The sequence below is a fragment of the Tardiphaga sp. GW822-FHT04G09 genome, assembly GCF_058800725.1.
In genome coordinates, this window is record NZ_JBXAMO010000003.1 from 86,794 (window position 1) to 101,302 (window position 14,509).

13 protein-coding genes are annotated in these 14,509 nt (G+C 62.5%); 9 read left to right on the top strand and 4 right to left on the bottom strand.

The window, feature by feature from the left end; translation table 11 throughout:
• The first annotated feature begins 2 nt into the window (after nucleotides 1–2).
• From AC1RLZ_RS07125 to AC1RLZ_RS07135, 3 genes are all read left to right on the top strand, one after another.
• Nucleotides 3–602: a histidine phosphatase family protein gene (locus AC1RLZ_RS07125; protein ID WP_493188070.1), complete on the top strand. Its 600-nt coding sequence runs from the start codon at nucleotides 3–5 to the stop codon at nucleotides 600–602.
• A gap of 77 nt (nucleotides 603–679) precedes the next feature.
• On the top strand, nucleotides 680–1,765 hold the full coding sequence (gene aroC, locus AC1RLZ_RS07130) for a chorismate synthase (protein ID WP_493188071.1): 1,086 nt from the start codon (nucleotides 680–682) through the stop codon (nucleotides 1,763–1,765).
• A 52-nt stretch (nucleotides 1,766–1,817) separates the two neighbouring features.
• Nucleotides 1,818–3,023 carry an adenylate/guanylate cyclase domain-containing protein gene (locus AC1RLZ_RS07135; protein WP_493188387.1) on the top strand — a complete coding sequence of 402 codons (1,206 nt, stop codon included), beginning with the start codon at nucleotides 1,818–1,820 and terminating at the stop codon, nucleotides 3,021–3,023.
• Between the two features lie 18 nt (nucleotides 3,024–3,041).
• On the opposite strand, the gene clpS is transcribed toward AC1RLZ_RS07135, so the two are convergent.
• Nucleotides 3,042–3,347: an ATP-dependent Clp protease adapter ClpS gene (gene clpS, locus AC1RLZ_RS07140; RefSeq protein WP_493188072.1), complete on the bottom strand. Its 306-nt coding sequence runs from the start codon at nucleotides 3,345–3,347 to the stop codon at nucleotides 3,042–3,044.
• A 185-nt stretch (nucleotides 3,348–3,532) separates the two neighbouring features.
• On the opposite strand from clpS, the gene AC1RLZ_RS07145 reads away from it, so the two are divergent.
• Entirely contained in the window at nucleotides 3,533–4,378 is an 846-nt protein-coding gene (locus AC1RLZ_RS07145) for a DUF1194 domain-containing protein (RefSeq protein WP_493188073.1), read from the top strand.
• A gap of 6 nt (nucleotides 4,379–4,384) precedes the next feature.
• Here AC1RLZ_RS07145 and AC1RLZ_RS07150 read toward each other — a convergent pair whose 3' ends face one another.
• From AC1RLZ_RS07150 to AC1RLZ_RS07160, 3 genes are all read right to left on the bottom strand, one after another.
• A complete protein-coding gene (locus AC1RLZ_RS07150; protein ID WP_493188074.1) occupies nucleotides 4,385–5,704 on the bottom strand; it encodes a cobyrinic acid a,c-diamide synthase CobB in 1,320 nt (439 codons plus the stop codon).
• A 64-nt stretch (nucleotides 5,705–5,768) separates the two neighbouring features.
• Nucleotides 5,769–7,316, bottom strand: a complete 1,548-nt coding sequence (locus AC1RLZ_RS07155) for an acyl-CoA synthetase (RefSeq protein ID WP_493188075.1) — start codon at nucleotides 7,314–7,316, stop codon at nucleotides 5,769–5,771.
• Nucleotides 7,317–7,463: 147 nt separating this feature from the next.
• Nucleotides 7,464–8,636 carry an acetyl-CoA C-acetyltransferase gene (locus AC1RLZ_RS07160; RefSeq protein WP_493188076.1) on the bottom strand — a complete coding sequence of 391 codons (1,173 nt, stop codon included), beginning with the start codon at nucleotides 8,634–8,636 and terminating at the stop codon, nucleotides 7,464–7,466.
• Between the two features lie 131 nt (nucleotides 8,637–8,767).
• On the opposite strand from AC1RLZ_RS07160, the gene AC1RLZ_RS07165 reads away from it, so the two are divergent.
• From AC1RLZ_RS07165 to AC1RLZ_RS07185, 5 genes are all read left to right on the top strand, one after another.
• Nucleotides 8,768–9,433 (top strand): TetR family transcriptional regulator, encoded by a 666-nt coding sequence (locus AC1RLZ_RS07165; protein ID WP_493188077.1) that lies wholly within the window; start codon nucleotides 8,768–8,770, stop codon nucleotides 9,431–9,433.
• Between the two features lie 189 nt (nucleotides 9,434–9,622).
• Nucleotides 9,623–10,381, top strand: coding sequence for an SDR family NAD(P)-dependent oxidoreductase (locus AC1RLZ_RS07170; protein WP_493188078.1), 759 nt, complete (start codon nucleotides 9,623–9,625; stop codon nucleotides 10,379–10,381).
• Nucleotides 10,382–10,491: 110 nt separating this feature from the next.
• Nucleotides 10,492–11,298 (top strand): enoyl-CoA hydratase/isomerase family protein, encoded by an 807-nt coding sequence (locus AC1RLZ_RS07175; protein ID WP_493188079.1) that lies wholly within the window; start codon nucleotides 10,492–10,494, stop codon nucleotides 11,296–11,298.
• 78 nt (nucleotides 11,299–11,376) lie between these two features.
• Nucleotides 11,377–13,251: an AMP-binding protein gene (locus AC1RLZ_RS07180; protein WP_493188080.1), complete on the top strand. Its 1,875-nt coding sequence runs from the start codon at nucleotides 11,377–11,379 to the stop codon at nucleotides 13,249–13,251.
• Between the two features lie 124 nt (nucleotides 13,252–13,375).
• A complete protein-coding gene (locus AC1RLZ_RS07185) occupies nucleotides 13,376–14,503 on the top strand; it encodes an acyl-CoA dehydrogenase family protein (RefSeq protein WP_493188081.1) in 1,128 nt (375 codons plus the stop codon).
• The last annotated feature ends 6 nt before the right edge of the window (nucleotides 14,504–14,509 follow it).

Genomic DNA, 14,509 nt, shown 5'->3' on the forward strand with positions numbered 1-14,509 from the left:
CCATGCCGAAGCCAACGATCTATTATATTCGCCACGGCCAGACCGAATGGAACGCCGCCGGTCGCTTTCAGGGCTCGAAGGATATTCCGCTCAATGATCTTGGCCGGGAGCAGGCGGCGCATGCCGGCACCGTGCTGAAGGACCTGTTGACGCGCGACGGGCGCAGCAGCGCCGATGTCACATTCGTCTCCAGTCCGCTCGGCCGCGCGCGCAACACCATGGAGCTGGTGCGCGGCAGGCTCGATCTTCCCCACCACGATTATGGCCTCGACGATCGCCTCCGCGAAATCGGCTTCGGGCACTGGGAAGGATTCACGCTGGCCGAGCAGGAAGCAGCGCATCCCGATATTTTCGCGGCGCGCTTGCGCGACAAATGGAGCCTGCCTGCGCCGGGCGGTGAAAGCTATGCCGAAGTGCAACAGCGGATGCGCGAATGGGTTGACGGACTCACGGGCGATACCGTCGCGGTGGCGCATGGCGGCACGGCACGGGCGCTGATGGTCGCACTGGGCTACGAGACGCCGGACGGCGTCAGCGAAATGCCGATCCAGCAGGGCGCGGTCTATGTGTTCAATGCCGACGGGATGGACAAGTTTAGTTAAGGATTTCCGCCGACCGGGAGCGATTTGACCCCTCGGACGGCCCGCGTTACGACATCTGCTCAATCAGCGAGCGCCCCATGTCCCACAATACCTTCGGCCATATGTTCCGCGTCACCACCTTTGGCGAGAGCCACGGGGTGGCGATCGGCTGCGTGGTCGATGGCTGTCCGCCGCTGATCCCGCTGGATGTCGCCGAGATCCAGGCTGATCTCGATCGCCGCCGTCCCGGCCAGTCGCGCTTCACCACGCAGCGCCAGGAGGCCGATGCGGTCAAGATCCTGTCCGGCGTGATGGCGCATCCGGAGACCGGCGTGCAGGTTACGACGGGCACGCCGATCGCGCTGCTGATCGAGAATACCGACCAGCGTTCGAAGGACTATTCGGACATCAAGGACAAGTTTCGTCCGGGCCATGCCGACTTCACCTATGAAGCCAAATATGGGCTGCGCGATTATCGCGGCGGTGGCCGTTCGTCGGCCCGCGAGACGGCGACGCGCGTGGCCGCTGGCGCCATCGCACGCAAGGTCGTGCCGGGGATGACGGTGCGCGCGGCCCTGGTTCAGATGGGCCCGCACAAGATCGACCGCGGCAACTGGGACTGGGACGAGGTCGCCCGTAACCCGTTCTTCTGTCCCGACAAGGACAAGGCCGCGTTCTTCGAAGGTTATCTCGACGGCATCCGGAAGGCGGGCTCGTCGATCGGTGCGGTGATTGAGGTGATCGCCGAGGGCGTTCCGGCGGGATTGGGCGCGCCCATTTACGCCAAACTCGACGGTGATCTCGCCGCAGCGCTGATGAGCATCAATGCGGTCAAGGGCGTCGAGATCGGCGATGGTTTTGGCGCCGCGGCGTTGTCCGGTGAGGACAATGCGGACGAGATGCGCATGACCAATCACGGCCCGTCATTCCTCTCCAACCATGCCGGCGGCATCCTCGGTGGCATTTCCACCGGCCAGCCGGTGGTCGCGCGTTTTGCGGTGAAGCCGACCTCGTCGATCCTTTCCCCGCGCAAGACCGTGGATCGCAGCGGTGCCGACACGGATATTCTGACCAAGGGCCGCCACGATCCCTGCGTCGGCATTCGCGCCGTGCCTGTGGCCGAAGCCATGGCCGCCTGTGTGCTCGCCGATCATTTCATTAGGCATCGCGGGCAGGTCGGCTAGACTTGAATGACTGACCGCAACCCGCGTTCGCGCGAGTTTGAAAGTGCCAGCCATGTTGCCCGAGAAGCTCAGAGAGATTACCGACTGGCTCAGCGACGGCGCGCGGTCTGCGCCGACGCCTTCGGGCATGATGGCGGAATGCTGCGAGCGGCTCGTCGCTGCGGGCCTGCCGCTGTATCGTGTCGGTGTGTTCATCCGCACATTGCACCCGGAAGTCTTCGGCCGCAATTTCATCTGGCGTCCGGATACCGGAGTTGTCATGACGTCGGTCGATTTCGATATTCAGTCGGCGCCTGAATTCCTCGCAAGCCCACTTGCGCTCGTCTTCCTTGAAGGCATTGAGGTCAGAAGCCGACTTGATGAGCCATCGAGCAAATCATTTCCATTTTTCGACGATATGCGGGCGGAAGGTGTCACCGACTATATCGCGCTCCCGCTGACCTTCGTCGACAACATGCTTCACGCATCGAGTTGGACCACCAAGCAGCCGGGCGGATTCACCGACGAGCAGATTGCGGCCCTGAAAACGGTGCTGCCGACGCTGGCGCGGTTGATCGAAGTCATCGGTATGCGGCGGATCACGATGACATTGCTCGATACCTATGTCGGTAACCGCGCCGGTGGGCGTATTCTCGGTGGCCAGATCCGACGCGGCCATACCGAGACCATGCGCGCCGCGATCTGGCTGTCCGACCTGCGCGGCTTTACGGCGCTATCGGACCGGTTGCCGCCGGAAAGTGTGGTCGAGATCCTGAATCACTATTTCGATTGTCAGGTGCCTGCGATCCTCAAACATGGCGGCGAGGTGCTCAAATTCATGGGCGACGGCCTGCTGGCTGTGTTTCCTATTGCCGAGGACGATGCAGATCGTTCGAGGGTTTGCGGTCACGCACTGGAGGCGGCCCGTGACGCCAGCGCTGCCGTCGAAGCGCTGCGCTGGTCGGATCGCGTAGCAGGTATCGAGGAACGCTTCCGTTTCGGTCTGGCGCTGCATGTCGGTAAGGTTCTCTACGGCAATATCGGCGGCGGCAACCGGCTCGATTTCACCTGCATCGGCCCGGCGGTGAACCTCGCCGCACGCCTGGAGAAGATCGCCGGAAATCTCCAGCGTACCATCGTCGCGTCGGAGGCCTTTGCCGGAGCGATCGAGGCGGACTGGACCGCTCTCGGTGAGTTCCCGATTGCCGGCTTCGCCAAGGCGGAGCGCGTTTACGGGTTGGCTGATGAGTCCGGCTCGCGAACTTCGCCCTCATCGTGAGGAGTACGCGGTCGCGTATTATTCTTCCGGCTCGGTCGTGAATAGCAGGGGATAGCCCTTGGCGCGGCCGGCGTCTGTCGCGCGGGTCGCCTTGGTCTCGGCAACGTCACGGGTGAACACGGCGACGACGCAGACGCCGCGCTGATGCGCGGTCATCATCACCTTGGCGGCCTGGTCCTCGGACATGCGGAACTCCGCCTTCAGCACCCGCACGACGAATTCGCGCGGTGTGAAGTCGTCATTGACGAGGATGACCTTGTACAATTTCGGCCGTTCGACCTTCGGCTTGGCCTTGATCGTCGGCTTGAGGACGGTGTCGGGCATGGCAACTCACGCGGGCGGAGCACACTTCAATATCAATATAATGGCACCACCAGCGACTGTCGATCAGCCAAGCCATCCATCCGGGCGCGCTGCATCCCTGACTTGATTGTGAACATGCCCGCGGGTTCCTGCTTTGCGGCTCGTCATTTGCGTGTCACCATTCGATCATCAACGGGAGGGCCGCTATGCGCTGGTGTGTCTCGATTGGAGCATTACTCGTCGCGGGAGCGATGGCCGGCGGCGACGTCGCGAGCATGGCGGCGACAGGCTCAAAAGCGCAATTTGTCCAGAGCAAGCAGGACCCGGTGGTCGATGTCGAACTGGTTCTGGCGGTCGACGTCTCCTATTCAATGGACATGGACGAACTGGCGATCCAGCGCGAGGGCTATGCCCAGGCCATTGTCTCCAAGGAATTCCTCGCCGCGCTCAAGAGCGGCCCCACCGGCAAGATCGCCGTCACTTATTTCGAATGGGCGGCCTCCAACGATCAGAAGGTCATCATCCCGTGGCGTGTCATTGACGGGCCTGAGTCTGCCGATGCGGTGGCATCCGAAATCATGAAGACGCCGATCCGTCGGGCGTCGCGTACCTCGATCTCGGGCGCGATCAATTTTGCCATGCCGCTGTTCGATGCAAACGAGTTGCACGGCCTGCGCCGGGTGATCGATATCTCGGGAGACGGTCCCAACAATAATGGCGGGCCGGTGACGATCGCGCGCGACGAGGCGGTCGGCAAAGGCATCGTCATCAATGGCCTGCCGATCATGGCGAAAGAACTGTCCTATTCGACCATGGATATCGAGAACCTCGATCTCTATTACGAGGATTGCGTGATCGGCGGCGCGGGCTCCTTCGTGGTGCCGATCAAGGAGCGCGACAAATTCAAGGAAGCGATCCGCACCAAGCTCGTGATGGAAGTCGCCGGTCTGATGCCGGAGCCGCGCGCGATTCCAGTCGCCAACACAAGCAGGGAGCCGCGCGTGAATTGCCTGATCGGCGAGAAGATCTGGCAGGATCGCTGGGGTCGTTAAGTCCCGCTAGCGGTTGACCTGCGCGATGGCGTGGAAGAACGTGCCGGTGACATGGCCGCGCCGTCCGCCACGTTCGGCCATGGGCTCGTTTTGTGCATTCCGGAGATCCACCAGCGGTTCATCGCGGCCCAGGTCGATCAGCGACGCGTAGTGAAATTCGTGGCCGCGGACCAGCGATCCCTTTGATCCGATAGGACTGTCGGATAGCAATTGCGCCTCGCGATAGCCGAGATGCAGGCGGCGCTTGTGGAAACTCGTGGTGTGGCCGAGTAAGCCCGTCATTGCGTGCCGGTTGCCGTCGGCGTCTTCGAGGCCCTCGCCGAGCACCATATAGCCGCCGCACTCGCCATGGACCGAACCTGTCCGTGCAAAGCGCACCAGCCCGTTTCGGAATGTCTGCGCGGATGCGAGCGTCGCCGCGTGAAGTTCGGGATAGCCACCGGGCAGCCAGCAGGCATCGCAATCATCCGGCGGCGCTTCATTGGCGAGCGGTGAGAAATGCACGACCACCGCGCCGGCACTGCGCCAGCCGTCGATCACGTGCGGATAGATGAAGGTGAATGCGGCATCGACGGCAAGGGCAATGCGCTGACCGGGCGGCGGCAATGCCGGCACGGCATAGCGTGTTGGCTGCCGCTCGATCGGCGCGGCCAGCGCGATGATCGCATCGAGATCGAGATGTCTCTCCGCCATGTCTGCGAGAACGGCGATCCGCGTGGCAAGGTCGCCGTGTTCGCCGGCCTGGATCAGGCCGAGATGGCGTTCCGGCAGCGCCAGCGTGGCGTCGCGCGGGATGGCGCCGACAACGGGGATGCCGAGCGGCGTGATGGCATCCGTGATGAGGCGGCGGTGCCGCTCAGAGCCAACGCGGTTCAGGATCACGCCGGCAACGCACACGTCAGGGTGATGGCTGGCGAAGCCGCGCACCATGGCGGCGGCCGATTGCGATTGCGCCGTGACATCGAGCACCAGCAGCACCGGCAATTTGAAGCGCGCGGCGATACTGGCGCTGCTGCCGTCACCTTCGGCCACGTCAGGCACGCCATCGAACAGGCCCATGACGCCTTCGACCACCAGCAGATCGGCGGTCGTTGTGGCACCGGTCATCAGCGCATGCAGCAGTGGCGGAGGCATCGTCCAGCTGTCGAGATTGATGCAGGGCGCGCCGGTGGCGACCGCGTGAAAGGCGGGGTCGATATAATCAGGCCCGGCCTTGGCGGCACGCAGCACCATGCCGCGTCGTCCGAGCGCGGCGAGCAGCCCGAGCGTGACGGTGGTCTTGCCCGCGCCGGATCGCGCCGCGGAAACCAGCAGGCCGGCCGTCATGATGGAATGATCTGCGACATCGCCGCGGATTACCGCGGCGGATGCGGGGCCGCAAGAGTGCGGTCTAGGCCGAGGCCTTTTCCTTCTTCGGCCAGTACTTGTCGCGCAGGTGGCGCTTCACCAGCTTGCCGGTGGGCGTGCGCGGCAATTCGGACTCGAAGTCGATGCTCTTCGGGCATTTGATAGGGGACAGGTGTTTGCGGCAGTACAAGATCAGCTCGGCTTCCAGCGCCTTGCCGGCACGGCTCATGTCGTGCGGCTGCACCACGGCCTTGACCTCTTCGCCCATCTCCTCGTTCGGCACGCCGAACACGGCGACGTCGGCGATATCCGGATGGGTGATAAGAACGTCCTCCGTCTCCTGCGGGTAGATGTTCACGCCGCCGGAAATGATCATGTAGGACTTGCGGTCGGTGAGATAGAGGAAGCCTTCGTCATCGAGATAGCCGACATCGCCAAGCGTGGACCAGCCACGGGAATTATAGGCGCGCTTCGTCTTCTCGGGATCGTTGTGATAGGTGAATTGCGGGGCATCGGCAAAATAGACTGTGCCGATTTCGCCAACCGGGAGTTCCTGATCCTCTTCGTTGAGAATCTTGATGACGCCGGTGACGGCTTTGCCCACCGTGCCGCGATGCGACAACCACTGTTGCGAGTTGGACACGGTGACGCCGTTGCCCTCGGAGCCGGCGTAATATTCGATCAGGATCGGTCCCCACCAGTCGATCATGCGCGCCTTGACCTCAACCGGGCAGGGGGCTGCAGCATGGATCGCGCCGTTCAGTGACGACACATCGTACTTCAATCGGACTTCGTCGGGCAGTTTCAGCATCCGCACAAACATGGTCGGCACCAGCTGCGACTGGGTGATCTTGTGCGTCTCGACCAGCTTGAGGAACTCCTCGGCGTCGAAATGCTCCATGATCACCGAGGTGCCACCGAGCGTGATCGCCATCATGTTGAAGCGCAAAGGTGCGGCGTGATAGAGCGGCGCTGGCGACAGATAGACGCTGTCCGATGTCATGCCGCACATATCGGCGCAGAGCCTTTTCAAGAACGGATTCGGCACGTCGATCGGGTTGTTCTCCGATGCGCGCTTGATGCCTTTTGGCCGGCCCGTTGTGCCCGATGAATACAGCATGTCGTAGCCAGCGACTTCATCCAGGATTGGCGTGCCGGGCTGTGCGGCCAGCGCCTCCTGCCAGTTGCGGAAGCCGGGGCGGGAGCCATCGACGATATAGAACACCGGCGCATCGGCGCCGATGGTGATCAGCGGTGCAACCACGTCGGCGCATTTCTCGGAAGTGATGACGACGCGTGCGCCGCAGTCTTTCACGATATAGGCGATCTCGTCTTGCGTGAGGTAACGGCTGATCGCCGTGTAATAAAGCCCCGCGCGCTGGGCCGCCCAGCAGATCTCCATGAAGTCGAGCCGGTTTTCCATCAAGAGCGCGACATGATCGCCGGCCTTCAGACCCAACGAGCGAAACAGCTGCGCGCCACGATTGGAGCGTTCGTCGAGTTCGCGATAGGTGAGCGCCTGACCGGAACCGGCCATGCGATAGGCAATCTTGTCGGGATTGGTCTTCGCGTGAATCGACGGATGCGTCATGGAGAATTCCTTGGTATTTCCTCGAAGACCGGCGGATTTTCCGCTCGTGGTAGTTCAGAATAGTTTGGGCGGATGGGACGTGGCGAGCAGTGGAACGGTCTTGTGCCGGTTATCCACGCGTTGGTCACCATCCGCCGGTTGGAATCGTTAGAGGCGCTCCACGATTGTCACGTTGGCCATGCCGCCGCCTTCGCACATGGTCTGCAGCCCGTAGCGCTTGTTGTTCTGCTGGAGCGCGTGCACCAGCGTGGTCATCAGCTTGGTGCCGGAGCCGCCGAGTGGGTGGCCAAGTGCAATCGCTCCGCCATTGACGTTGAGGCGCTTCGGATCGGCGCCGGTGGCCTTCAGCCAGGCGGTCGGAATTGAGGCGAAGGCTTCGTTGACTTCGAACAGGTCGATGTCGTCGATCTTCATCCCGGCCTTTTCGAGCGCGCGCTTGGTGGCGGGCAGGGGTGCTTCCAGCATGATCACGGGATCGCCGCCCATCATGGTCATATGGTGGATGCGTGCCATCGGCTTGACGCCGAGCTGCTTGAGACCCTTTTCGTTGACGACCATCACGCCCGACGCGCCGTCGCAGATCTGGCTGGCCGATGCTGCGGTGAGCTTGCCATTCTCGGCGATCAGCTTGACGCCGCGGATGCCGTCCAGCGTCGCATCGAAACGGATGCCTTCGTCGATGTGGTGCGTATCCGTGGTGCCATCCGCGCGGGTGATTTGCAGCGGTATGATCTCGTCCTTGAAGCGGCCGGCTTCGGTCGCGGCAATGGCGCGCTGGTGACTCTCAAAGGCATACTGGTCGAGTTCATCCTTGGTCAGCCCGTATTTCGCGGCGACCATCTCGGCCCCGGTGAACTGATTGAACTGGATGTTGGGATAGCGCGCTTCCATGCCGGGGCTCTTGTAGTGGCCCATGCCGGCTTTTGCGGCGAGGATGCTCGGCGAGCCCATCGGCACGCGGGTCATGCTCTCGACGCCCGCGGCGATCACGATATCCATGGAGCCGGCCATCACGGCCTGGGCGGCGAAATGCAGCGCCTGCTGGGAGGAACCGCACTGGCGATCGATCGAGGTGCCGGGCACGCTTTCCGGCAGCTTCGAGGCCAGCACGGCATTGCGCGCGACGTTCACGGCCTGCTCGCCACCCTGGCCGACACAGCCCATGATGACGTCTTCAACCGAGGCGGGATCTGCGCCGGTGCGCTCCACCAATGCGTTCAGGACCGAAGCTGCGAGATCGGCCGGATGCCAACCAGCTAAACGGCCACCTTTGCGGCCACCAGCGGTGCGTGCAGCGGCGACGATATAGGCCTCGGCCATGGCATTTCTCCCTTATTTGGCTTATTTTGATGGCTTGTCGGTGCGCGGGATTTAAGTTGCCGCGGAGAGTTTAGTCAATCGGTCAATTAACTCTTGAGTGCGGGTGATTGTTCGTATTATCTGCGCCCCGAATGGCACCGACTGTGAACCCCAGCACCTCCGTGAAAACCGCCGCCGGCCGTAATCCGACGGCCGATAAGTTGCTGCTCGCGGCAAGCGAACTCATGATCGCCAGCAACTCCATCGAGGTGTCGCTGAGCGAGATTGCGCAGCAGTCGGGTGTGAACGCCGCGCTGGTGAAATATCATTTCGGCAACAAGGACGGCCTGCTGCTGGCGCTGCTTGCGCGCGACGCCGCCACCGAGATGACCAATCTGGAATATCTGCTGGCGCAGCCGATCTCGGCCACCGCAAAACTGCGGCTGCATATCGCCGGCATCATCAAGGCCTATTACCAGTTTCCCTACATGAACCGGCTGATCCACTACTTGCTGCACGAGAGCAGCAACGAGGCGGCCGACGAGGTCTCGAAGTTCTTCGTGGGGCCGCTGCTCGGCTTCCATCGCCGCCTGCTGGCGGAGGGGCTTGAAGCTGGCGAATTCCGCAAGGTCGATCCGGTGCTGTTCTACACCAGCCTGATCGGCGCTTGCGACAACCTGTTTTTCAGCCGTCATGCCATGTCCCGCGCCATTGGCGTCGGCCCGGTGACGGATGAAGTTTGCCGCGACTACGTCGCCCATATGGAGGCGATGTTGCTCGGCGGAATCCTGACAAACAAGAAGGCCGCAAAGGCCTGACACAGAGCTAAGAAGAAACGGCCCCAAGGAAAGACTACCGAGAAAATTCAAAAACGTTTGGAAACGCCCAAGGAACCAAATTCAAGAATAACAAAACAAGAAAACGCCCAAGGACCTCTTCTTCTTCTTTTTCTTCGCGACCCAAAAATTCAAGAAACGATCAGAAACGCCCAAGGAAAGGCATACTCCATGCAGTTGAAAGACGTAGCCGTATTCATCACCGGCGGTGGCTCGGGGCTGGGCGCCGCGACCGCGCGCGCGATGGCTGCCAAGGGCGCCAAGGTTGCCGTGTTCGATCGCGCGCAGGACAATGCCGAGAAGGTCGCCGCCGAAGTGAAGGGCGTTGCCACCGTCGGCGACGTCACCAGCGAAGCTGACGTCAAGGCGGCGCTCGCCAAGGCAGCCGCTGCGCACGGCACCGCGCGCGTGCTGGTGAACTGCGCCGGCATCGGCGGTTCGCAGCGCATCGTCGGCAAGCAGGGCGTCTATCCGCTCGAGAAGTTCACCAATGTCATCATGGTCAACCTCGTCGGCACCTTCAATTGCCTGCGCCTGTTCGCCGAACAGCTCGTCACGCAGGACGTCATCGGCGAAGAGCGCGGCGTGATCATCAACACCGCCAGCGTCGCGGCCTATGAAGGCCAGATCGGCCAGATCGCCTATGCTGCATCGAAGGGCGGCGTCGTCGGTCTGACACTGCCGGCCGCGCGCGATCTGTCGTCGCAGAAGATCCGCGTCAACACCATTGCGCCTGGCCTGTTCCTGACGCCGCTGCTGATGGGCCTCAACGAAGAAGCCCGCGCCAGCCTGGGCGCGCAGGTGCCGCATCCGGCCCGCCTCGGCGACGCTTCGGAATATGGCAACCTCGCGGTCCACATGGTCGAGAACCCGATGCTGAACGGCGAGACCATCCGTCTCGACGGCGCCATCCGTATGGCTCCGCGGTAGTCGTTACCCTTCTTTCCCTCTCCCCACGCGAAGCTTCGCTTCGTGCGGGGAGAGGGCACTAATACAAGCGCCGGCAAGGCGACCTACGAGGCTGGGACGGAGTTGGCGTTGTGACCTCACCTTTGCTGATCGAACACGACGACGGCGTGGACCGGGTGACGCTCAATCGCCCGGACCATCTCAACGCGCTCGATCCGGCTCTGATCGATGCATTGAACGACTACTTCGAAAGCCTGCAGCGCAATCGCAAGACGCGTGTCGTGGTTCTCAAGGGCGCCGGCGCCAATTTTTGCGCCGGGCTCGATCTCAAGCACGCGATGGCAGCGCGCTCCGGCCAGAACGCACCGCGCACCGTTACCGAGTCCCTGGATTCCCAGCGCCGTATCGCCGACATCGTGATGCTGATGCGGCGTTGCCCGCAGCCGATCATCGCGCTGGTGCAGGGCGCTGCCGCCGGTGGCGGTTTCGCACTGGCGCTGGCCGCCGACATCCGTATTGCCGCGAAGTCGGCGCGGATGAACTGCGCCTTCATCAAGCTCGGGCTTGGCGGCTGTGACATCGGCTCCAGCTATTTCCTGCCGCGCCTCGTCGGCGTCTCCGTTGCCTCTGAATTGATCCTCACTGGCCGCTTCATCCACGCCGATCGTGCGCTTGCCGTCGGGCTGGTGTCCGAAGTGGTCGATGACGGCGAGCTCGAGGCCGCAGCCGCGCCCTATGTCGACGCCATGATGACCGCGTCGCCCGTAGGGCTGCGGCTGTCGAAGGAATGCATCAACATGTCCGTCGATGCCGGCTCCATCGAGGCCGTCATCGCCATGGAAGATCGCAATCAGGTGCTGTGCAGCCGCTCGGAGGACTTCGAGGAAGGCATTCGCGCATTCATCGAGAAACGAAAGCCGGTTTACGTCACACGTTAAAGCGTGATCTCACGCAGCGAATACAAGGTCCGGCAAACGAGACCATGGTTCGACAAGAACGGTTTTGGGAGAAATCACATGAACGCGCAGGCTGCCGCGGTGCTGACAAAGCCCGCCTTCCGCAAGATCCACTGGATGGAGCGCGACATCGATGTCGAGCGCCGCACGGATGGCGTGATTGTCATGAAGTCGCGCGTGCCGTTGATGGCTTATGAGACGCATCTTCCGGCCTCGCTGGCGAAATGGGCGAAGGAGCGTCCCGATCACACTTGGCTGGCGCAGCGCGCCGGTGCGGATCGGCAATGGCGCAATCTCAGCTATGCCGAAGCCAAGCGCACGGTGGATTCACTGACCCAGGCGCTGCTCGACATGAAGCTTGAGGCGGATCGCCCCATCGCAATTCTCTCGGGAAATTCCATCGAACACGCGCTGATGACCCAGGCCGCGATGCAGGCGCGCCATCCCGCAGCGCCGGTGTCGCCGGCCTATTCGCTGATGAGCCAGGATCACGCCAAGCTCAAATATCTGTTCGACCTGATCAAGCCGGTCGCAGTGATGGTGCAGGACGGTCCGACCTTTCAGAAGGCGCTCGATGCGCTGGATCTGACCGATATCAAGATCGTGCATGTCGGGCGTCCGCCCGAAGGCATCGCCAGCGTGGCCTACGCCGATATGGCCGCGACCAAGGTGACGCCGGCGGTCGATGCATCCATTGCGCAGATCACGCCCGACACCGTCGGAAAGCTGCTGTTCACGTCAGGCTCTACGGGCATGCCGAAGGCGGTCATCAATACCCAGCGCATGATGACCGCCAATGCGGCGCAGATGATGCAGACCCGCCCGCGCGATCCCAATGCGCAGCCCCCGGTCTATCTCGACTGGATGCCATGGAATCACACCATGGGCGGCAATGCGCTGTTCAACCCGCTGCTGATCGACGGGGGCACGCTCTATATCGATGACGGCCGGCCGATGCCCGGCATGATCGACGAGACGCTGCGCAATCTGCGCGAGATCTCGCCGACCTACTACGCCAACGTCCCGGCGGGCTATGCGGCCATCGCAAGCGCCATGGAGAAGGACGATGCGCTGGCGCGGTCGTTTTTCAAGAATATGACGCTGATGGGCTATGGCGGCGCGCGGCTGCCGGACGATCTCTATGACCGGATGGAAGCGCTGGCCGTGCGCGCCACCGGCACCCGCATCGTGTTCTATACCGGCTGGGGTTGTACCGAGACGGCGCCGACCTCGACCGGCACCTATTGGGACACCGAGCGCGTCGGCCTGATCGGCCTGCCGTTCCCCGGCGTCGAATTGAAGATGGTGCCGGTGGATTCGAAATACGAACTCAGGCTGCGCGGCGTCAACGTGATGCCCGGTTATTATCGCCAGCCCGATCTCACCAAGGCAGCCTTCGACGAGGAAGGCTTCTACAAGATCGGCGATGCCGGCATCTTCGTCGATGATAACGATCCAGTGCAAGGCCTGATCTTTTCCGGCCGGGTTGTGGAAGATTTCAAGCTCACGACCGGTACCTTCGTGCATGTCGGCTCGCTGCGTACCGATGCTATCGCCGCGGCGACGCCGGTGGTGCAGGATGCGCTGATCACCGGGCAGGATCGCCCGTATATCGGTATGCTCGCCTGGCCGAATCTGCCTGCCTGCCGCATCATGATCGGCGAGCCTGACGCGAGCTTCGCTGACGTCGTGAAACATCCCGCCGTGCTGGCCAGCCTCAAGAACGGTCTGCAGGCCCACAACGCGTCCTGCGAGGGAGCCAGCAGCCGGCGCATCGCGCGCGCGATGTTCATGGTCGAGCCGGCGTCCATCGACGGTAACGAACTCACCGACAAGGGCTACATCAACCAGCGCGCCGGTCTCGAGCGCCGTGCTGCACTGGTCGCGCAGCTTTACGCCGAACATCCCGGCGAAGACGTGATGGTGCTGAATTGAGGATGACGATCCGTAGGATGGGCAGAGCGTAGCGAAACCCATCAACTGCAAACACCGCCGCGATGGGTTTCGCGAAAACGCTCTACCCATCCTACGAAACAATACGAAAACAGAGTACATCGCCATGAATTTCGATTTCTCCGACGACCAGAAGCAGCTCCGCGACGAGGCCCGGCGTTTTCTCACCGAGAAGTGCCCGCCCAAGGCGGTGCGCGCCGTGATCGACGGCAAGGCGCCCTATGACCGCGAGCTCTGGAAGGGTCTCGCAGATATGGGCTTTCTCGGCGTCGCCATCCCGGAAGCCTTTGGTGGCTCGGGTGCCGGTCATCTCGAACTCTGTGTGATCGCGGAGGAAATGGGCCGCGCACTGGCGCCGGTGCCGTTCTCGTCCACCGTGTATCTTGCCGCCGAAGCGCTGCTGCTGGCCGGCTCCGATGCGCAGAAGCAGAAGTGGCTGCCGGCCATTGCGCAGGGCAATGCCATCGGCACCTTGGCGCTGTTCGAAGGCTCGGGCAATCCGTCGCCGAAGGCGGTCAAGCTCACGGCAGCTAACGGCGTGCTCAACGGCACCAAGAAGCCGGTGGCCGATGGTGCCATCGCCGACTTTGCCATCGTTGCGGCACGCACGGGCTCAACAGGCCGCGACAGCGACATCGCCCTGTTTCTGGTCGATCTCACCAGCGAAGGCGTCGAGGCCAAGGCGCTGACCTCCATCGATCCGTCGCGCAATCAGGCCGAGATCTCCTTCAAGAACGTCAAGGCCGAGCCGCTCGGCGCCGCCAACGAAGGCTGGAGCATCCTCTCGCAGGTGCTCGATCGCGCCGCCGTGCTGATCGGCTTCGAACAGGTCGGTGGCTCCGATCGCGCACTGGAAATGGGCCGCGACTACGCGCTGGATCGCATTGCCTTCGGTCGCCAGATCGGTTCGTTCCAGGCTGTGAAACACATGCTTGCGGACATGTATGTCTCGGCGACGCTGGCACGCTCCAATTGCTATTACGGCGCCTGGGCGCTTTCGACCAACGCGTCCGAACTGCCGGAAGCAGCGGCTGCTGCGCGCATCAGCGCGACCCAGGCATTCCAGCACTGCTCCAAGAACAACATCCAGGTTCATGGCGGCATGGGCTTCACCTGGGAGTTCGACTGCCATCTCTATTACCGTCGCTCCAACGCCGTGGCGGTCGGATTGGGCTCGCTGTCCTATTGGGAAGACCAGTTGATCGAGCGCATGCGCCAGAAGAACGCGGCGTAAGGATCA